The following is an 18,881-nucleotide window of genomic DNA, read 5'->3' on the forward strand; positions in this document are numbered from 1 at the left end:
GAAAGCGTCGGGCGGCTCTCTGGCCGGGAATTGCGGCGCAAAAGCGGCGCGGGTGTAACATGTCAAGGGCGCGCTTACAGCAGCGCCCGTACCGCCTGCATGAACGGGCCGATCGAAACCGGCTTCGCCAGATAGCCTTCGGCGCCTGCCTCGCGGATGCGTTCCTCGTCGCCCTTGCCGGCGTAAGCGGTCACCGCGAGTACGGGAATCGTGCGCAGGACGGGGTCCTTCTTCGCCGCCTCGATCAGGTCCAGCCCCGAGACATTGGGCAGCTGGATGTCCATGATGACGAGATTCGGCACGAATTGCCGCGCCTTGTCGAGCGCATCGAGGCCATCGGCGCACGGCTCCACCGCGTAGCCCTGACTGCGAAGCACGTCGCAAAACAGCTTCCGGTTGAGATCGTTGTCCTCGACAATGAGGATTCGCTTTGCCATTCGACGCCCTGATGACCATCTGGGGTAATATACCCCGTCTATTCCGTCCGAGTGAGACTGACAATTCTTCGAGAGCCCTCATCCCCATCCGATCCGCAGGCGCTGGCCCTGAATGCCCTCGGCTGGGTCCTGAGCGATCAGGACCGTGCCGAGCGTTTCCTCTCGCTCACCGGCCTGATGCCGGAGGAACTGCGCGCCTCGCTGGGTGAACCCTCCACGCTGGGTGCGGTGATGGATTTCCTGTGCGCGCACGAGCCGGACCTGCTGGGCGCGGCCGATGCGCTGGGCGTCCAGCCCGAGGTGCTGGTTGCCGCACAAAGGAAGCTGGGCGCATGACGAAACCGCTGCTCATCACCGACTGCGATGAAGTGCTGCTCCACATGATCAAGCACTTCCGCGACTGGCTGGCCGAGGAAGAAGGCGTCCACTTCGACATCGAGAACGGCGAGTTCTACAAGTCGATGCGCCGGATCGGCAGCGACACGCCGCTGGAACAGGCGGAGATGTGGACGCTGCTCAACGGCTTCTTCGATCTGCAGATGCACCGCCAGACGCCGATCGAAGGCGCCGTCGATGCGATCGCCGCGATCCGCGAGCACGCCGACGTGGTGGTCCTCACCAACCTCATGGATTTCCGCCGCGAGGCGCGCGAGGCGCAGCTGATCGAACACGGCATGCCGCTGCGCGTCTTCACCAACCAGGGGCCGAAAGGCCCGGCGCTCCAGGCGATCCTCGACGAGTACCGGCCCAGCCGTGCGGTCTTCATCGACGACCTGTCGCAGCATCACGGGTCGGTCTTCGAGGTTTCCCCCAAGTTCGCCGACTGCACTTGTGCGGTGAACCGAAGATCGCCCCCAACATCAAGTGCGCTCTCCAGCTCGGCCACGCCCACGCGCGGATCGATGACTGGAAGACCGCGCTCCCCTGGCTGCTGACCAATCTTACGGCCCCCAGCCTGACCCGCGAAGAAGAGGAATTCCATGAGCAAGATTGATGACCGTCTCGCCGAACTCGGCCTGACCCTGCCTGCGGCGGCGGCCCCGGTTGCCGCGTACGTTGCCGTGGTCGAGGCGGGTGGCCTGGCCCACGTTTCCGGCCAGTTGCCCTTCGTGGACGGCAAGCTCGTCACCGGCCGTCTGGGCGAGGACGTCTCGATCGAGGCGGGAACCGAGGCGGCGCAGGCCTGCGGCGTGATGATCCTGGCGCAGCTCAAGGCCGCGCTCGGCTCGCTCGACCGGGTGGAGCGGATCGTCAAGCTGGGCGGCTTCGTCAATTCCACCGGTGATTTCACCGACCAGCCCAAGGTCATCAACGGCGCCTCCGAGCTAATGGTCGCGGTATTCGGCGATGCGGGCAAGCATGCGCGCAGCGCGGTCGGCGTGCCGGTGCTGCCGCTGGGCGCCGCCGTCGAAGTGGACGCCATCGTTGCCGTTCGCCCTGCTTGATCGCTGGCGTGCACCTGCACCCGATCCGCGCAAGGTCGCGTGGATCGGGGCGCAGGACTATGCCCATCGCGGGCTACACGGTTCGGGCGTGCCGGAGAACTCGCGGGCGGCCTTTGCCAGGGCCATCGCGGCAGGCAACGGCATCGAACTGGACGTGCAGCGTTCCGGTGATGGGCAACCGGTCGTCTTCCATGACGATACGCTCGACCGCCTGACCGGCGAGAGCGGCCCCACCGAGCGCCGCAGCGCCGCGCAGCTGGGCACGATAACTCTGTCGGGCACGGCAGAGACCATTCCGACCCTGCGGCAGGTTCTGGCGCAAGTCGGCGGCAGGGTGCCGGTGCTCATCGAGATCAAGTCCGACCGCAAGGCGCGCATCGCCGCGCTGTGTCTGGCGGTGCGCCGGGTGCTGGAGGGCTATACCGGCAACCATGCCGTCATGAGTTTCGACCCGCGCGTATCGCGCTGGTACTGGCGCCATTCGCCCCACACCGTGCGCGGCCTCATCATTTCCGAGGGTGAGGATCGCGCGTTGGCGGGCAAGATCCGTCGCCGTCTGTGGCTCTGGCATGCGCGGCCGGATTTTCTCGCCTACGACGTGCGCGATCTGCCGAGCCGCTTCGCCGCCACCCAGCGCCGCCGGGGCCTGCCGGTCGCGACCTGGACGGTGCGCGCGCCCGAGCACGACGAGCGCGCCGCCGCTTACGCCGATGCGGCCATTTTCGAGATTCGCGAAGGGGACGCGTGAGCGAGGGCGCCTTCACCGCCCGCCTGCTCGGCGCCGTGGGCGATCTGCCCGCCGATCAGTGGGATGCGTTGACTGATGGGGCGAATCCCTTCGTCGCTCACGCCTTCCTCACTGCGATGGAGGAATCGGGCAGCGTCGGCGGCCGCAGCGGCTGGACGCCATTACCGCTGGTGATCGACGGTCCTGACGGCAGCCTCGCCGCCGCGCTTCCGGCCTACCTGAAGGAGCACTCGCAGGGCGAGTACGTCTTCGACCATGCCTGGGCCGATGCCTGGCACCGGGCCGGCGGCTCGTACTATCCCAAGCTGCAGATTGCGGTACCTTTCACCCCGGCCACCGGCCCGCGCCTGCTGACACCGCATCCCGAACTCATGCTGCCGCTACTGCGCGCGGCGGAGACGCTGTGCCGTGACAATGGCCTCTCCTCCGCCCACGCGACCTTCATCGAACCGGCGCAGGTCCCCGTGTTCCAGAACGCCGGGTGGCTGCTGCGCGAGGACATTCAGTTTCATTGGGAGAATCGCGGCTACGCGACTTTCGACGATTTCCTCGGGCAACTGTCGTCGCGCAAGCGCAAGGATCTGCGCAAGGAACGGGAGAAAGCGCAGGAGGGCGTCGAGATTCGCGCTCTGTCAGGCGAGGAGATCACCGAGGCGCACTGGGAAGCGTTCTGGGATTTCTACCAGGACACAGGCGCGCGCAAATGGGGACGCCCCTATCTTACGCGCGAGGCGTTCAGCCTGCTGGGCGAGACGATGGCCGATCGCATCCTGATGGTGCTGGCCTTCCTAGACGGGCACCCGGTGGCGGGCGCGCTGAACTTCATCGGCGAGGAGGCGCTGTACGGACGCTATTGGGGCGCCGTCGTCGACAAGCCGTTCCTGCACTTCGAACTGTGCTACTATCAGGCGATCGATGTCGCGATCCGGCTGGGCCTAGGCCGTGTCGAAGCGGGCGCGCAGGGCGGGCACAAGCTGGCGCGAGGATACGAGCCGGTGCGCACGATCTCAGCGCACTACATCGTCCACGACGGCCTGCGATCCGCGATTGCCGAATATCTCGAGCAGGAGCGGGCAGGGATCGCCACCGACCAGCTCCGGCTTGGCGGGCATTCGCCCTTCCGCAAGGCCTAGCTCAGGCAGCCTTGCGGACCGTCGCGCCCAGCCACTGGCGCGCGCGGCGCTGGGCTTCGGCGATTTCACGGGCCGTCATGTCGTCGGCGACTTCAGCGCGGCAGACGGTAGCTTCCTCGTGCCCGCCCACGGCGGCGAGGTTGAACCACTTGTGCGCTTCGATGAGGTCGCAGGGGGCGCCGTGGCTGCCGGTCGAGAAGGCGACACCGAGATCGAAATAAGCCGAGGCATCGCCCTGCGCGGCGGCGGACAGCGCCTCGGCGATGAGCATGTCGCCTGCGAAGTCGTTCGCGGCGGCCGGCGTGGCGAGATCCTGGTTAATCCAGACAGTTTCCATCGTAATCCCCGTGCCTTCAAAAAGGGTTGTGACCGCGTGGACCTCAATCGTTTGCAAATGGCCCCTGCGTTCGATTTGGCCAATCTGTCCGACGGCGATCAAGAAATGGTTAACGGCGACTGCGCGCAGGCCCTTCCTGCGGATTAACTCTGTGTCACCCGGAGACGGCGTTAAGAATTTTGTGGATCGCCACGGATATACGCTTGTGCGGTCAAGAGTGCGGAATTATAGGCCGCCTCAACTGCGGATCGTTGTACGGTTACCGGAAAAAATTCGGGGCTGCAGGGCGTTGGCGATCTGTGGAAGCACTGCGGAGTTTCTCTGGATGGCAACGGCCCTAGCTGACGAAATCGATGTACTCGCCAAGGCAAAGCGTGCAATTGGCGGCGCCTACATTTCCGAACCTGACGAAGAATACATGAATGAGGCACAGCAGGATTATTTCCGGCGGCTGCTTCTGGCATGGAAAAAGTCGATCCTCGATGCGGCAGCGGGCACGCTGCAGCAGTTGCAGGACGGCCCGATTCGCGAACCCGACCTCAACGATCGCGCCTCGAGCGAGACCGACTGGGGTATCGAACTGCGCACCCGCGACCGCCAGCGCAAGCTGATCGCCAAGATCGATTCGGCCATGCGCCGCATCGAGGAAGGCGAATACGGCTACTGCGAGGTCACCGGCGAGCCGATCGGCCTCGGTCGTCTCGAAGCCCGTCCGATCGCGACGATGACCGTCGAGGCGCAGGAAGCGCACGAGCGTCGCGAAAAAGTCTCGCGCGACGACTGATTGTTGGAATCGCGGCACCGGTTTGGGCCGGTGGCGCAATTCCGCACGATCAGGTCAAGACCCGGCTCCGATCCTGTCCGGAGCCGGGACATTAAGCCTTTGTTTGCCATTGGCGGCTAGGATTATAGGCCAAAGCACGGTAGTTTGCCGCGCAATGGCGGCACGATCGTGACGTGCATTTCGAAACGCCCGGACGAAGATCGCATGAACCAAGGTGAAAATCGGCAGATCGCGCGCGACAGCCTGTTCCTCATGGCTGACCTTCGCGTGGACGGTCTCGACGGCGATTTCCGGATCAAGGTGCGCAACCTCTCGGCCGGCGGCATGATGGGCGAAGGCAACGTGCGCGTCGTGCGCGGTACCGTCGTCTCGGTCAACATCCGCAATATCGGCTGGGTCGAAGGCTCGGTCGCCTGGGTGCAGGAAAGCCGCTTCGGCGTCGCTTTCCGCGAGGACATCGATCCGCGCCTCGCCCGCGCTCAGGCCGGCCAGGCCGGGCAGGTCGAGCATATGACCCCCGATTACTTGCGCAACTACCAGGCCCCGACGACCGACGCGACGCTCCTGCGCAAGATCTGAGAGGGAAAGCGGAAAAATCCCGCGCGCCGGTTGCGAGGCGCGGGAAATCGGCTACTCCCTGTTCCATGCTGTCCAAGCGCCAAGCCTCGCGGGTGCTGGCCGTTGCGGCCGCCTTCATGCTCGTCTCCTGCAGTGGCTACGACAATTCGGCCCTGGGCGTTGCCGTGGTCGGGGAGCCGGATGATCCGTTTTCCGAAAGCGCCGGTCTGTCAGCCGGAGCCGTACTGGTTCGCGCCTCGACGGTGGAGGGGCTGGTTGCCTTCGACGATGCGGGCCGTGTCATCCCCGCCCTTGCGGATCGCTGGATCGTCACGGACGACGGCCAGAGCTACATCTTCCGCCTGCGCGACGGCAACTGGGCGACCGGAGAGCCTATAACCGCCGAATCTGCGCGCCGTGCGATCAATGCTGCACTTAAGGCGCTCGATGACGGGCCGCTGGCGCACGACCTTGCGGGCATCGACGAAGTCCGCGCCATGGCCGGGCGCGTGATTGAGATCCGCCTCACGCGGCCGATGCCTTACCTGCTCCAGCTTCTCGCCCAGCCGGAACTGGGGCTTTACCGCAAGGGGCAGGGCACCGGCCCGATGAGCGTGACCCGATCGGGCAGCATCGCCACGCTCAGCGCGATCGATCCGGCCAAGCTGGGCCTGCCGCCGATCGACAAGTGGGCCGAGCGCACGCGACAGATCCATTTGCACGCGCTGCCGGGCGCGCAGGCCGTGGCCGCGTTCAACGACGGCAGCGTCGATCTCGTGCTCGGCGGACGCATCCAGGATTTCCTGCAGACCCGCTCGGTCGGTATCCTGCGCGGGACGATCCAGCTCGACCCGGTGGTCGGTTTGTTCGGCCTGCACGTGATGAACGACAAGGGCTTCCTGTCCGAGCCCGCCAACCGCGAGGCGCTGGCCATGGCGGTGGACCGGGAGGGGTTGATCTCGCCTTTCGGCCTCGGCGGCTGGTCCGCGACCACGCGTATCGTTACCCCCAGCCTCGATGGCGACCTTGGGACCATCGGCGAACGCTGGGGCGAGCAGACGCTGGATCAGCGCCGCGCGATCGCGGCCGCGCGGGTGAGATCATGGCACGGGCCGGCGGGGACACCGTCCCAGGAGCGTGCGCCGGGCGCTCGACAGTCAGGAGCCCACCACGTCCGCTTGAGGGTCTGGCTTCCCGAGGGGAGTGGAGCCACCGTCCTGTTCAATCGACTGGTTGCCGACTTCGCGACGATCGGCGTCGGTCTCGATCGGGCGAAGGATGCCGATGGTGCCGATCTTGCGCTCGTCGACGACGTCGCCCGCTATCCGCGCGCGGGGTGGTATCTCAATCGCCTTTCGTGCCAGGCGGGCCGGGGGCTCTGCTCGCAAGAGGCCGATGCGCGCGTGGCCGAGGCTGCGAGCGCCGCCACGCCTGCCGAACGCGCCGCCCTGCTGACCGAGGCCGAGGCGGAACTGACCGGTGCCAACGTCTTCATCCCCTTCGGCACGCCGATCCGCTGGTCGCTGGTGCGCGGCAGCGTCGACGGGTTCTCGGTAAACCCGTGGGGCTGGCATCCCTCGATGCCGCTGGCCTGGCTCACCAAATAAGCGAAAGCGGCTCGTGAAGTCGCGGTTCGACAAGAGGCTGGAATACGTGGTCAACCCATCGGCGCGGCGCATGGATTATGAGCTTCCGTTCGGCAACGATCCGGTATCGGTGCGCCGCCGTGTGGAAGCGTTGGAGCGCGTGTTGGAGCGGGCCTTCACGGTGCCGGGCCTCCGCCGCCAGGTCGGTCTGGACGCGGTGGTCGGGCTGGTCCCGGTCGCAGGTGATCTCGTCGCGGCGGCCATGGGCCTCTACCTCGTTTGGGAGGCGCGCAATCTCGGCATGTCGAAATGGCAACTGGCGCGCATGACCGCCAATGTCGGGTTCGATACGCTGGTCGGCGCAATCCCCGTGGCGGGCGATCTGTTCGATTTCCTGTTCCGCTCGAACAGCCGCAATCTCAAGATCATCCGCAAGCATCTCGACAAGCATTACCCGCATACCCGGGTCATCGACGTCTGACGATCGAACGGCTATGGGCGGAAGCATGAGATCCGCCTTGTCCGCCATGGCCCTGCTTGCACTGGCCGCCTGTTCCAAGTCCGACACCGCGCCCGGTCCCGGCGGCGTGACGATGGGCGAGGCGCGCGCGCTCGACGAAGCCGCTGCGATGCTGGACGAGCGGCGGCCGCCTGTAGAGGCTGTCGCACCCTCCGAGGGGCAGGCTACAGAGGCTGCTCGATAGTCAGTCGAAGCTGACTTTGCCGCGCCCGGCCTTGACCGAGCCGCGCAGCTTCTTGCCTTTCAGGCGCTGTTCCTTGCCGACGCGGTTGAGGCGACTCTTGGCGCGTTTTTCAGGCAGCTTGTGGGCCTCGGTGATAAGGTCGGCGAGGCGTTCGCGGGCATCGGCGCGGTTCGCTTCCTGCGTGCGGAAGCGGCGCGCGGTCAGCACCAGTTCGCCGCGCGCTGTCATGCGGCTGCCGGCGAGTTCCTTGAAGCGGGCGAATACCGGCGGAGTGAGGCGCAGGGCGTAGACGTCGAGGCGCAGTTGCACCGCCGTCGCCACCTTGTTGACGTTCTGCCCGCCCGGGCCGGTCGAGGCGATGAAGCTCTCGGTCGCGAGAGCCCAGGCGCGCTCGACGACCTCGTCGCTCATTCGGGGGCTGCTTCCGGGGTTACGTCCTCGAAACCGAGGGCGGCGAAGTCGGCAGGCAGGGGCGCGGCCGCTACGATCGGGGCCTTGTCGCCGCGCGGGACGGTCAGGCCGGCCGCGTGAAGCATGGTGCGCGGGGCGCCGCCCTTGGTGCCGTAGACCGGATCGCCCAGCAGCGGGAAGCCGAGGCCCGAGGCGGCATGGACGCGAATCTGGTGGGTGCGGCCAGTCTCGGGGCGGAATTCCACGAGGGTCAGGCCGTTCCGTACATCCAGCTTGCGCCAGTGCGTGACGGCGGGCTTGCCCTTGCGCGCCGGGATCATGCGCCAGCCGTCCTTCGCGGTGCTGACCTTGGAGAGGTTCAGCGCGATGGTGCCTTCGTCCTCGCTGACCTCGCCCGCAACTACGCCGAGATAGCGCTTTTCGACTGTGCGCTCCTCGAAGGCGGCGGAGAAGCGCTTGAGCGCCTTCGGGTTGCGCGCCAACAGCAGGCAGCCCGATGTGTCGCGGTCGAGGCGGTGGACCGGCGCGGGTTCGCGGTGAAAGCCGAGCTTGAGTTCGTCGAGCCGGTCTTCCAGGCACTGGCCGCCCGCGCGGGGACGGTCGAGCGGAAGGCCCGCAGGCTTGTCGATGACGAGCGCTTCGCCGTCTTCGAAGAGGATTTCGAGTTGCATGGTGCTTTCTTTCATCGTCCCGTAATCTGCAGGACCATTCGCTTGATGCGTCTTTAGCCTAAATGTTCGTCATTGCGAGCGCAGCGAAGCAATCCAGGGCGGTTTGCTCGACTCTGGATTGCTTCGCTGCGCTCGCAATGACGAAGGAAAGGATTATCCCACCGCCTCGGCAATCCGCCTGCAGGCCTCGACCAACTGGGCCTCGTCGGCCGCGAAGCTGATGCGGAAGCCATCCTTCCCGCCGAAAGCCGAGGCCGGGACGATCGCCACGCCGTGGTCCAGCAGGTGCAGCGCCAGCTTCGCGTCGTCGCCGAAGCGCTCCATCAGCGGCGCGGCATCGACCATGCAGTAGAACGCGCCGTCGGGCACCGGCGTCGACAGGCCGGGGATCGCATTGATCGCCGAAACCACCAGGTCGCGCCGGGCGCGGAAGCGTTCGCACCATTCGGCGAGAAATTCCTGCGGTCCCTCGAACGCGGCCACGGCGGCGGCCTGACTGATCGAGCAGGGGTTGCCCGAGGAGTGCGACTGCAGCCGCTCCATCGCCTTGATGAGCCACTCCGGCCCGGCGGCGACGCCGATGCGGAAACCCGTCATCGCGTGGCTCTTGGAGACGCCCGAGACGGTCAGGATACGCTCGGCAAGGTCCGGGCACAGGTTCGCCAGCGTGGCATGCGGGCCGCCCGTATAGTTGATCGGCGCGTAGATATCGTCCGACATCACCAGCACGCGCGGATGATGGCGCAGCACCTCGCCGATGCCGAGCAGCGTTTCCGCGGGCAGGCAGGCGCCGGTCGGGTTGCCGGGGCTGTTGAGCAGCACCCACAAGGTATTCGGCCCGATCTGCGCTTCGAGGTCGGCCGGGGTGAAGCGGAAGTTGTCCTTGGCGTGCGTGTGCAGCGGGACCACCTTGCCACCGGCGAAGCGCACGATTTCCGGATAGCTGACCCACCATGGGGCTGGGACGATCACCTCATCGCCCTCGCTGATCGTGGCGAGCATGGCGTGGAAGATCGCTTGTTTGCCGCCCGCGCTGACAGTCACTTGCGACGTCGGAACCTCGATCCCGAGGTCGCGTGCGAAGTGCAGCGCGGCGGCCTGCTTGAGCCGCGAGGTGCCGCCCACGGGGGTGTACTTGGTCTGCCCGCCGTCGAGCGCGGCCTTGGCGGCTTCCAGCACATGCGGCGGGGTGGCGAAGTCGGGCTCGCCGACCGAGAGCGAGATGATGTCGCGCCCGGCTTCGCGAAGCTGGGTGGCGCGGTCGGTCATCGCCGTGGTCTGCGACGGGGCGATGCGGGAAAGGGCGGTGGACAGGTGCATTGTGGGGCGTCTCTTAGAACAGGAGCCGAGGATCGCAAAGCATCGTCCGGCGGGGGCTTCGACAAGATCAGCCTGAGCGGAATTTAAAGACCTGCTCTCAAAACCGCTCAGGCTGAGCTTGTCGAAGCCCCATCAGGCCATTTACAGCAGCCGCGCGGGGATCAGCCCACGCAGGGCATTGCCGATGAAAAACCCACCCGCCAGATCGTCCAGCGTCAGTTCGGCTTCCACCGCTCGGCCCGCGTCCAGCAGCGAGCGGCGCAGCACGCCCTGCAGTAGGCCCAGCGTCGCGGGCGGGGTCAGCAGCGTGCCGCCGCGCTCGACGAACAGGTTGGTGAAGCAGCCCTCGGTCACCAGGCCATCGTCGCGTAGCAGGATCGCCTCGTCAGCACCGTTCGCGCGCGCCACTTCGAGACCCTTGTCGTAGAAGCCGCGATCGGTGGTCTTGTGGGCGAGGCGCCAGTCGCCGCTGTCCACTGGCAGGCGCAGCACAGCGACGGTCGCGTGCTCGGCGAGAGTGTCGGGCAGATCGGTCAGTTCCAGCGAGAACGCCCCGGTACGACCGACGACGAGGCGCAGCTTCGACGGAGCTTCGGCCTCGAAACACAGCGCCTGGATGGCGTTGCGCACCGCATGCCGGTCGAACCCGAAGCCCAGCGCGGCGGCGCTCGCGGCGATGCGTTCGAGGTGCAGTTCGAGCAGCGCGATGCCCGCCTCGGGCGTGAAACGCATCGTCTCGATCAGATCGAAGCTTGCAGGCGACACAACTTCCCCGGCAACCTGCACTTGCGACTCTCGCACGAAACCCCTTTGACCAGGCATTCCCGCCATTCGGGAAGCGCTTGCGAATCCGCGACCACGGCGGACCCGACCCCTAGGACAGCGCGACCGTCACGGTCGAGACGCAGAGTGCGGATTGCCACATTGAAAGCCGCATCGCCAGAGGGTTCGATATAGCCGATGGAGCCGCAGTAGACCCCGCGCGGTGTCCGCTCGACCTCGGCGATCAGTTCCATGGCGCGGATCTTGGGCGCGCCAGTGATCGAGCCGCACGGAAACAGCGCGCGCAAGAGGTCGAGCGCGCCGCGCCCCTCGGGCAGGGTGGCGCGCACCGTCGAGACCATCTGGTGGACGGTCGGATAACTTTCTATGGTGAAAGGATTTTCCACCCTTACACTGCCCGCCTCGGCCACGCGCGACAAGTCGTTGCGCATGAGGTCGAGGATCATCAGGTTCTCGGCGCGATCCTTGGTGCTGGCGGCGAGATCGACGGCGAATGCGGCGTCCTCGGCGGCGCTGCGGCCGCGCGGGCGAGTGCCTTTCATCGGCCGCACTTCGACTTCGCGGCCCGAAAGGGTGAAGAACAGTTCCGGCGAAAAGCTGAGATGCCAGCGCGCGCCGTCGTGGATCACCGCGCCGTATCCGGCCGCCGCGCGCGGGCGCAGCGCTGCGTAGAGCGCCAGCGGATCGCCGCTCCATGCCCCGACTAGCGGCAGGGTGAGGTTGGCCTGGTAAATGTCGCCAGCTTGAATCGCACCGTGGATCGCGGCGAAAGCCTGCTCGTAGTCGCCGAGGTCGATCCGGGGCTCGAGAGGGCCGATCGCGGGTCTTCCCGACCCGGCGCGACCGGAAAGCCAGAGCGGCACCTGGGCGGGCGAGAGCGCCTCGTAGCCTTCGAAGGCCCCGAACCATAGCAATGGGCCTCCAGTGTCGCGCTGGCGTCCGGCAAGGCGCGGTTCCAGCGCCAGTCCGGCCTCGTAGGCGAGGTAGCCGGCAAGGTGCAGGCCATCCCGCGAAAGCGCCTGCAGGCGTTCGAGGGCGGGCAGGACGTCGCCGCCGCGCATCGCCACGACGGTTTCGCGAGGCGCGCGGTAGAGCCGGGCTTCGGAGGCGCCTTCGCTGCGGGCGTCATCGAGGAGGACGAAGGGGGCGGTCATGGGATCGGGCGGCGCTTTAGCGGCAGTTTGTCCGCCCGTACACCTCGTCATCCCGGACGACGATATGTTGCTATGCGCTTCCATCGCGCTACACCGATGCTGCGACAGGGCTTGGAGATGACGGGATGAGCGAGATTTTCCTCGGACTTGGCGGCGGCAGCAATGGAGAGGGCGGAGAGCGGCAGGTGCTGCGGCTCGACCGCGCCAACCGGCATGGCCTGATCGCGGGGGCTACCGGCACCGGCAAGACCGTTACCCTGCAGACCATCGCCGAGCAGTTTTCCGCCGCCGGGGTGCCGGTGTTCCTGGCCGACGTGAAGGGTGACCTTTCGGGCGTGTGCATGGCCGGGAGCCCGCAGTTCAAGAACGCCGCCATCCTCGAATCGCGGGCCAGGGAGATCGGTATCGCCGACTATGCCTATGCCGACAACCCCGCGGTTTTCTGGGACATTTACGGCGAGCAGGGCCATCCGGTGCGCACTACCATCTCCGAGATGGGGCCGCTGCTGCTGGCCCGGCTGATGGACCTCAACGAGACGCAGGAGGGTGTGCTCAACATCGTCTTCCGGTTGGCCGACGACGAGGGACTGCTGCTGCTGGACCTCGAAGACCTGCAGGCGATGCTCGCTTACGTGGCACTCAACGGCACTCAACTGGCACTCAAGTACGGCAATGTGTCGAAAGCGAGCGTCGGAACCATCCAGCGCCAGCTCCTTGCGCTGGAAAGTCAGGGCGCGGCGCAGTTCTTCGGTGAGCCCGCGCTGGAGATCGCCGATTTCATCAAGTGCGACGATCAGGGACGCGGCTACATCAACGTGCTCGCCGCCGATAAGCTGATGCGCAGCCCGAAGCTCTACGCCACGTTCCTGCTGTGGCTGCTGTCCGAACTGTTCGAGGTGCTGCCCGAGGTCGGCGATCCCGAGAAGCCCAAGCTGGTGTTCTTCTTCGACGAGGCGCACCTGCTGTTCGACGACGCGCCCAAGGCGCTGCAGGACAAGGTCGAGCAGGTCGTCCGCCTCGTCCGTTCGAAGGGCGTGGGCGTCTACTTCGTGACGCAGAACCCGATCGACATTCCCGAGGAGATCGCCGGGCAGCTGGGCAACCGCGTCCAGCATGCGCTGCGTGCCTTCACTCCGCGTGACAAGCGCGCGATCAAGGCGGCGGCCGAGACCTTCCGCATCAACCCCAAGCTCGACGTCGAGGCGGCGATCACCGAGCTGAAGGTGGGTGAGGCGCTGGTCTCCACGCTGGGCGACGACGGCGCGCCTTCGGTGGTGCAGCGCACGCTGGTGGCGCCGCCGCGCTCGCGGCTGGGGCCGATCACCGACAAGGAGCGCGCGATCGTCCAGTCGATCAGCCCGTTCGAGGGCAAGTACGACACCCGCGTCGACCGCGAGAGCGCGGAGGAAGTGCTCGCCGCCAAGGCCGCCGATGCCGCCGCCACTGCGCAGGAGGTGGAGGAGAAAGGCCGCGACGAGGTCGCCAAGCAGGAGCGCAGGAGCCCCGGCTTGTGGGACGGCATCGGCGGCAAGGTCGCCAAGGCCGCCGCCGGGGCCGCCGCCGCCAGCGCCGGGTCGATCCTCGCGCAGACGATGCAGGGCAAGAAGAGCCGCGCCAGCCCCAAGGCCTCGGCCGCCAGCGCCGCTGCCGGGACGGTGGGTGATGCGCTGGGCAAGGCGATCGGCTTTCCCGGACTTGGCAGGTTCGCGCGCAATCTCATCGGCGGATTGATGCGATAGTGCGAAGGCTCGTCGTCCCGGACTTGATCCGGGACAGGTGGCGGTCTTTGGGCGGAAGCGTGTCGCGCGCGCTGCCCGGCGGGCGGGTCACGGCCAGCGGTCCCGGATCAAGTCCGGGACGACGTATCGTGATGCTGCTTGCCCTTCTGTTCGGCTGCATGACCGTAGCCGCGCAGGCGCAATCGGTCCCGCTCGGGCGGCTCGACGACACCGCCAAACCTGCGGCCTACCGGCTGGACCTCACCATCGATCCGTCCCGCCCGCGCTTTTCCGGGCATGCCGAGATCGACGTCATGCTCGCCGCGCCCGCCTCTTCCATCGTGCTGCACGGGCGCGGGCTCGACGTGTCGCGCGTCATTGCGCGGGCAGAGGGCCGGTCGATTGCCGGGCGCTGGCAGCAGATCGACCCCATCGGCGTCGCGCAGATCGAATTCCCGGAAGACCTGCCCGCCGGGCCGGTCACGCTGGCCTTCGATTACGGCGCCCCCTTTGCCGACGGACCTGCCGGACTTTTCCGCGAGCAGGTCGAAGGCGCATGGCATGTCTGGTCCCATTTCGAGGCGATCGATGCCCGCGCCGCGTTCCCCGGCTTCGACCAGCCCGGCTTCAAAACGCCCTTCACCCTCACCCTGCGGGTGCCCAAGGGCCTGACCGCGATAGGCAATGCGCCCGAAGCCGGGCCGCCGGTCATCGAGAACGGGCTGGAGGTGCACCGCTTCGCGCCCACCGCACCGCTGCCGACATACCTCGTCGCGATGATGGTCGGCCCGTTCGCATCGCTGGCGGGGAGGCGAAGTCTTTGCCCCTGCGCATCGTCTCGACCCGGCAGAACGCCGACAGGCTGACTTTCGCGCTTGACGGTACGCGCCGCATCACCGGGTTGCTGGAGGATTATTTCGGCACGCCCTTTCCCTTCCCAAAGCTGGACCAGATCACCACGCCGGTCCTGCCCGGCGCCATGGAGAACGCGGGCGCGGCGCTCTATCGCGACGACCTGCTGGTGATGGATGCCGGGGCGCCGGTCACCCGGCAACGCGCCTTCGGCACGATCGTCGCGCACGAACTCGGCCATCAGTGGTTCGGCGATCTCGTCACTCCGGCATGGTGGGACGACTTGTGGCTGAACGAGAGCTTCGCCAACTGGATCGGCTACCGCATCGGTGACGCCTGGCGTCCGGACCTCGGCATCGCCGGAGATGCGCTGGGCACCGGATTCGAGGCGATGGAGACCGATGCTCTGCTCGCGGGTCGGCCGGTGCGCCAGCCCATCACGGACAGCCGCCGGATCGAAACTGCCTTCGATGCGATCACGTACGGCAAGGGCGGCCATGTTGTCGGCATGGTCGCTGCATGGCTGGGTGAAGAGCGGTTCCGCGAGGGCGTGCGCCGGTACATCGCCGCGCATGCGGGGGCAGCGCCACCAGCGAGGACTTCTTCGCCGCGCTCGCCGAAGTCGCGGGCAATCCCAAGCTGGTGCCGGCGATGCGCAGCTTCGTCGAGCAGCAGGGCGTGCCGCTCCTTGCCATGCGGCGCGACGGGGACCGGGTCATGGTGACGCAATTGCGCTACACCACGGCGGGCGTCGCCCCGCCCGATACACGTTGGACGATCCCGCTGTGCCTGCGACGCCGGGATGGCAAAGGGGAGAAGTGCGCCGCTGCTTCATCATGGACCAGCGCACGCAGAGCTTCACTCTGCCCGGAGAGGGGCCGGTGTTCCCCAACGCAGGCGGCACCGGCTATTACCGCTTCGAGCTGACTGCCGGGCACTGGCAGGAACTGATCGCCGGGGCCGACCGCCTGCCGGGCGGCGAGGCGCTGGCGCTGGTCGATCTCGCTCTGGGCCTCGATCCGCGCCGGGCGCGGCACCATCGGCGAGATGGCGCGGCTGGAGCGCAAGCTCATCCGGCATCCCGATCCGCACGCCGCCGATGCCGCCGACAAGGCTCTGTCGAAGCTGGTGCGCGAGAACATCGTCGGCGCACCGGGACGGCGGGGGTTCCGGTTCCTGCGCGAGAAGCTCTACGGGCCGCTTCTGAAGGAGTATGGCTTCGACCCGCGCGCGGGCGTTTATGCGCGTGAGGGAGCGGCACGCGCGCAGCGGCGGGTGCAGGTGGTCAATGCGCTCGTCGGCACCGGCGCCGGGCGGCAGCTGCGAAAGCAGCTTGGCGCGGCTGCCGTGGCTTATCTGGCGGGTGATGGGGCTGCCCTCGACCCGGCGTGGTTCGACCATGCGTTCGATCTGTACCTCTACGATCGCGATGGAGCGGCGGTGCGCACGCTGGTGGACAAGGCGCTGGCTTCGGAGGACCCGGTATTCCGCCCGGCAGCGCTTGGCGCGGCGGCGCGCACGGGCTTTCCGGCGATGGCGGCGTGGCTGCTTTCGCTCGACGATCCGCGCCTGCGCGAGAGCGAGCGGCGCGATCTGCTCGACGGTATCATGGCGCGCAGTGCCAGCCGGGAATACGGGTATGGCTGGGCGCTGTCCCACGTCGGGGCGTTGCTCGGCGGGGCGGACGGGCAGGCGGTTTCGACGCGGTTGCCGCAGATGCTCGGGCGGTTCTGCTCGGTGGCCTGGGCGGACCGGATCGCGCGGGATTTCAAGGCGGCGTTCGCGGCGACGCCGGGGGCGCTCGAACTGGACCGCGCGGTCGAGCGGGTGCGCAATTGCGGGCTGCTCGACGACATGATGGGCGCGCAGATCGACGCGGAATTCGCGACGTTGCGGTAATTCCTCCCCGACGGGGAGGGGGACCATGCGAAGCATGGTGGAGGAGCACGCGGTGGATTGCCGGTCCTCGAAAGCTCGCGCGATCCCGCTTGTGCTCCTCCACCACCCTGCGGGTGGTCCCCTCCCCGTTCCGGGGAGGAACTCAGCTCAGCGGCAGCTCCAGCCTCACCGTCAGACCCTCGACCTCGCCAGTTGCCGAAACCCGGTTCGCCAGCACCAGAGCGCCGCCGTGCTGGTCGGCGATAGCCCGCGCCAGAGCCAGGCCGAGGCCCGCCCCGCCGGTCGCCTTGTTGCGCGAAGGGTCGCCGCGCACGAAAGGATTGGTCATCGCCTCGATCTCGTCGTCGGGGATGCCGGGGCCGTCGTCCTCGATGCGGATCACGGCGCGATCGCCTTCCTTTTCCAGCCCCACCCGCGCGCCGCCGCCGTAGCGCAGCGCGTTGTCGATGAGGTTGCGCAAGGCGCGCCGCAGCCAGGTCGAGCGCAGTTCGAGGACGGTGCGCTGGGTGTCGCCGAGATCGACCGGCTCGCCCATGTCCTCGTATTCCTCGACGACCGAGGCGACGAGGGCGGACAGCTCGGTGCGTTCGCGCGGGTCGCTCGGGCGGCCGACGCGGGCGAGCGAGAGGATGTCGTCGAGCGTGCGCACGATGTCCTCGATCGTCGCGGCCATGCGGCCGCGCTCGATGTCGTCCTCGACCGATCTCGATGCGCACGCGCAGGGCTGCGAGCGGGGTCTTGAGGTCGTGGCCGATGGCGCCCAGCATCACGTCCTTCTCATCCAGCATGGCGACGATGCGCGCTTCCATCGCGTTGTGCGCGACGATCAGGCGCTGCATGTCGTCCGGCCCGCTGGGATCGAGCTGGCCTGCCGAGCCGGGGCTGACCGCGAACTGCTCGACCCGCCGGGTGAGCGCGGCCAGCGGCCGGGTGATGCGCCGCAGGATCAGCGCGACGGCACCGACGAGCACGAGGTAGATGATCACCGTCTGCACGATCAGCGGGCGGATCATGACGCTGAAGGCGCGCGGACTGCGCACGCGGGCGACCATCCAGCTGGCCTTGCCGGGCTGCTTGACGCCGACCACCAGCAGGTGATCGTCCATCATCTCGCTGACTTCCGGCCCGTCGAGCCGTCCATGCGCGGCGCGCTTGTAGGTTTGGGTGCGGGCGAAGGCGTCGCGGCCGACGGTGCGGTGGACGACCACGATCTGCGAGGCGGGGAAGTCCTGTTCGGCCAGCGTGTGCTGCAGGCGGGCTTCCATGTCGTCATCGCGCTTCTCGCCGGTGCGCAGGGGCGAGCCATCGCTGAATTCCAGCGGAAAGCCGCGCAGGGGCGGCCCACCGAACGGCGTGCGATCCCGGTCCCGGTCATTCCCGCGCAGCATCCGGCCGAGCGCACCGCGTCCGCGCGTCTCGGCAATGAGCTTGAAGGCGACGGCATTGCTCATGCCCGCCTCGTAGCCCTCCAACTGGGCGCGGTAGACGAGCAGGGCGCCGATGCCCTGCACCAGCAGCAGCGCCGCCGCCACGGCGAGCAGCATCTGGCCCATCAGGCTGCGGGGCCTGAGCCTGGAAAGAATCGGAAGGTGCATCAGTCCTCTATCGGTACGCGGCGCACGTCCGCCGCCAGCATGTAGCCGCCGCCCCAGACCGTCTGGATGAGCTGGGCGTTGCGGCTGTCCTGCTCGATCTTGCGGCGCAGGCGGCTGACCTGGTTGTCCACCGCGCGGTCGAACAGGTGCGCCTCGCGGCCCTGCACCATGTCGAGCAGGCGGTCGCGGTTGAGCACTTGCCGGGGGTGTTCGAGGAAGGCCATCAGCAGCCGGTATTCCACCGAGGAAATGGCGACGACCGCGCCCTCGGAATCGATCAGGCGGCGCTTGAGCGGATCGAGCCGCCAGCCCTCGAATTCGAAGGCCTCGTTCTCGACCGGGGCGGGCGCAGCGCGCGAGGCGCGGCGCAGGACGCTGCGCACGCGGGCGACCAGTTCGCGCGGCTCGAACGGCTTCACGACATAGTCGTCGGCGCCGATCTCCAGCCCGACGATGCGGTCGGTCGCCTCGCCGCGCGCGGTGAGGAAGATCACCGGCACGTCCTGGGCCTCGACCAGATGGCGGCAGAGCGACAGGCCGTCCTCGCCGGGCATCATGATGTCCAGCAGGACGAGGTCGAATTTGGCGTCACGCAAGCGCGAGCGGGCCTCGGCCGCGCTCGATGCCTGGACGACGGCGAACCCCTGCCGCGACAGGTAGTCGCCCAGGGGTTCGCGAAGGGAAGCCTCGTCGTCGACGAGCAGCAGCTTGGCCGGAGAAGGAGCAGGCGCGGTATCGTTCATCTC

Annotated in this window: 20 protein-coding genes and 3 pseudogenes; 14 read left to right on the forward strand and 9 right to left on the reverse strand. The window is 67.5% G+C overall.

The window, feature by feature from the left end:
- Nucleotides 1–74: 74 nt before the first annotated feature.
- Complete coding sequence (locus tag KZO24_RS17550) at nucleotides 75–437, reverse strand: response regulator (RefSeq protein WP_271180818.1); 363 nt, start codon at nucleotides 435–437, stop codon at nucleotides 75–77.
- 51 nt (nucleotides 438–488) lie between these two features.
- Here KZO24_RS17550 and KZO24_RS17555 point away from each other — a divergent pair, with 51 nt between their 5' ends.
- The 5 genes and pseudogenes from KZO24_RS17555 (at nucleotide 489) to KZO24_RS17575 (ending at nucleotide 3,763) form a co-directional block, all read left to right on the forward strand.
- Nucleotides 489–773 (forward strand): DUF3572 domain-containing protein, encoded by a 285-nt coding sequence (locus KZO24_RS17555; protein ID WP_271180819.1) that lies wholly within the window; start codon nucleotides 489–491, stop codon nucleotides 771–773.
- A pseudogene (locus KZO24_RS17560) lies at nucleotides 770–1,431 on the forward strand (HAD family hydrolase). The gene KZO24_RS17555 and the pseudogene KZO24_RS17560 overlap by 4 nt, the downstream one beginning before the upstream one ends.
- Nucleotides 1,418–1,882, forward strand: coding sequence for a RidA family protein (locus tag KZO24_RS17565; RefSeq protein WP_008827775.1), 465 nt, complete (start codon nucleotides 1,418–1,420; stop codon nucleotides 1,880–1,882). Before KZO24_RS17560 ends, KZO24_RS17565 begins: the two are co-directional and overlap by 14 nt.
- Complete coding sequence (locus KZO24_RS17570) at nucleotides 1,863–2,630, forward strand: glycerophosphodiester phosphodiesterase family protein (protein WP_271180821.1); 768 nt, start codon at nucleotides 1,863–1,865, stop codon at nucleotides 2,628–2,630. The genes KZO24_RS17565 and KZO24_RS17570 overlap by 20 nt, the downstream gene beginning before the upstream one ends.
- Nucleotides 2,627–3,763: a GNAT family N-acetyltransferase gene (locus KZO24_RS17575; protein ID WP_486486678.1), complete on the forward strand. Its 1,137-nt coding sequence runs from the start codon at nucleotides 2,627–2,629 to the stop codon at nucleotides 3,761–3,763. The genes KZO24_RS17570 and KZO24_RS17575 overlap by 4 nt, the downstream gene beginning before the upstream one ends.
- Nucleotide 3,764: 1 nt before the next feature.
- On the opposite strand, the gene KZO24_RS17580 is transcribed toward KZO24_RS17575, so the two are convergent.
- On the reverse strand, nucleotides 3,765–4,100 hold the full coding sequence (locus tag KZO24_RS17580; protein ID WP_036526870.1) for an SEL1-like repeat protein: 336 nt from the start codon (nucleotides 4,098–4,100) through the stop codon (nucleotides 3,765–3,767).
- A gap of 325 nt (nucleotides 4,101–4,425) precedes the next feature.
- Between KZO24_RS17580 and dksA the strand changes: the two genes are divergently transcribed.
- From dksA to KZO24_RS17605, 5 genes are all read left to right on the forward strand, one after another.
- Nucleotides 4,426–4,884: an RNA polymerase-binding protein DksA gene (gene dksA / locus KZO24_RS17585; protein WP_036526871.1), complete on the forward strand. Its 459-nt coding sequence runs from the start codon at nucleotides 4,426–4,428 to the stop codon at nucleotides 4,882–4,884.
- 204 nt (nucleotides 4,885–5,088) lie between these two features.
- Nucleotides 5,089–5,463, forward strand: coding sequence for a PilZ domain-containing protein (locus tag KZO24_RS17590; RefSeq protein ID WP_008827780.1), 375 nt, complete (start codon nucleotides 5,089–5,091; stop codon nucleotides 5,461–5,463).
- 65 nt (nucleotides 5,464–5,528) lie between these two features.
- On the forward strand, nucleotides 5,529–7,049 hold the full coding sequence (locus KZO24_RS17595; protein ID WP_486486679.1) for an ABC transporter substrate-binding protein: 1,521 nt from the start codon (nucleotides 5,529–5,531) through the stop codon (nucleotides 7,047–7,049).
- Nucleotides 7,050–7,119: 70 nt separating this feature from the next.
- Complete coding sequence (locus KZO24_RS17600; RefSeq protein ID WP_271180971.1) at nucleotides 7,120–7,509, forward strand: DUF4112 domain-containing protein; 390 nt, start codon at nucleotides 7,120–7,122, stop codon at nucleotides 7,507–7,509.
- Between the two features lie 37 nt (nucleotides 7,510–7,546).
- Complete coding sequence (locus KZO24_RS17605; RefSeq protein WP_430098487.1) at nucleotides 7,547–7,732, forward strand: hypothetical protein; 186 nt, start codon at nucleotides 7,547–7,549, stop codon at nucleotides 7,730–7,732.
- Here KZO24_RS17605 and arfB read toward each other — a convergent pair whose 3' ends face one another.
- The 4 genes and pseudogenes from arfB to pabB all read right to left on the reverse strand — a co-directional run bounded on the left by arfB (nucleotide 7,733) and on the right by pabB (nucleotide 12,071).
- The gene (gene arfB, locus KZO24_RS17610) at nucleotides 7,733–8,143 is read right to left on the reverse strand and encodes an alternative ribosome rescue aminoacyl-tRNA hydrolase ArfB (RefSeq protein WP_271180826.1); all 411 of its coding nucleotides are present in this window, start codon (nucleotides 8,141–8,143) and stop codon (nucleotides 7,733–7,735) included.
- Nucleotides 8,140–8,814 carry an RluA family pseudouridine synthase gene (locus tag KZO24_RS17615; protein WP_271180827.1) on the reverse strand — a complete coding sequence of 225 codons (675 nt, stop codon included), beginning with the start codon at nucleotides 8,812–8,814 and terminating at the stop codon, nucleotides 8,140–8,142. The genes arfB and KZO24_RS17615 overlap by 4 nt, the downstream gene beginning before the upstream one ends.
- A 153-nt stretch (nucleotides 8,815–8,967) precedes the next feature.
- Entirely contained in the window at nucleotides 8,968–10,134 is a 1,167-nt protein-coding gene (locus KZO24_RS17620; protein ID WP_271180828.1) for a pyridoxal phosphate-dependent aminotransferase, read from the reverse strand.
- A gap of 141 nt (nucleotides 10,135–10,275) precedes the next feature.
- Nucleotides 10,276–12,071, reverse strand: a pseudogene (gene pabB / locus KZO24_RS17625) (aminodeoxychorismate synthase component I).
- 125 nt (nucleotides 12,072–12,196) lie between these two features.
- Between pabB and KZO24_RS17630 the strand changes: the two are divergent.
- The 3 genes from KZO24_RS17630 (at nucleotide 12,197) to KZO24_RS17640 (ending at nucleotide 15,365) form a co-directional block, all read left to right on the forward strand.
- A complete protein-coding gene (locus KZO24_RS17630) occupies nucleotides 12,197–13,810 on the forward strand; it encodes a helicase HerA-like domain-containing protein (protein ID WP_271180830.1) in 1,614 nt (537 codons plus the stop codon).
- A 131-nt stretch (nucleotides 13,811–13,941) separates the two neighbouring features.
- Nucleotides 13,942–14,655 (forward strand): gluzincin family metallopeptidase, encoded by a 714-nt coding sequence (locus KZO24_RS17635; protein ID WP_486487192.1) that lies wholly within the window; start codon nucleotides 13,942–13,944, stop codon nucleotides 14,653–14,655.
- The gene (locus KZO24_RS17640) at nucleotides 14,610–15,365 is read left to right on the forward strand and encodes a M1 family aminopeptidase (protein WP_486486680.1); all 756 of its coding nucleotides are present in this window, start codon (nucleotides 14,610–14,612) and stop codon (nucleotides 15,363–15,365) included. Before KZO24_RS17635 ends, KZO24_RS17640 begins: the two co-directional genes overlap by 46 nt.
- A gap of 10 nt (nucleotides 15,366–15,375) precedes the next feature.
- Here KZO24_RS17640 and KZO24_RS17645 read toward each other — a convergent pair whose 3' ends face one another.
- Nucleotides 15,376–15,714, reverse strand: coding sequence for a hypothetical protein (locus KZO24_RS17645; protein WP_486486681.1), 339 nt, complete (start codon nucleotides 15,712–15,714; stop codon nucleotides 15,376–15,378).
- Here KZO24_RS17645 and KZO24_RS17650 point away from each other — a divergent pair.
- The gene (locus tag KZO24_RS17650) at nucleotides 15,689–16,540 is read left to right on the forward strand and encodes a hypothetical protein (protein WP_486486682.1); all 852 of its coding nucleotides are present in this window, start codon (nucleotides 15,689–15,691) and stop codon (nucleotides 16,538–16,540) included. The two genes, KZO24_RS17645 and KZO24_RS17650, sit on opposite strands and share 26 nt — an antisense overlap.
- A 142-nt stretch (nucleotides 16,541–16,682) precedes the next feature.
- Here KZO24_RS17650 and KZO24_RS17655 read toward each other — a convergent pair.
- Nucleotides 16,683–18,135: pseudogene (locus KZO24_RS17655) on the reverse strand (sensor histidine kinase).
- On the reverse strand, nucleotides 18,135–18,878 hold the full coding sequence (locus tag KZO24_RS17660) for a response regulator (RefSeq protein WP_271180833.1): 744 nt from the start codon (nucleotides 18,876–18,878) through the stop codon (nucleotides 18,135–18,137). The pseudogene KZO24_RS17655 and the gene KZO24_RS17660 overlap by 1 nt, the downstream one beginning before the upstream one ends.
- Nucleotides 18,879–18,881 lie beyond the last annotated feature (3 nt).

This window comes from Novosphingobium sp. NFX11 (assembly GCF_057376415.1).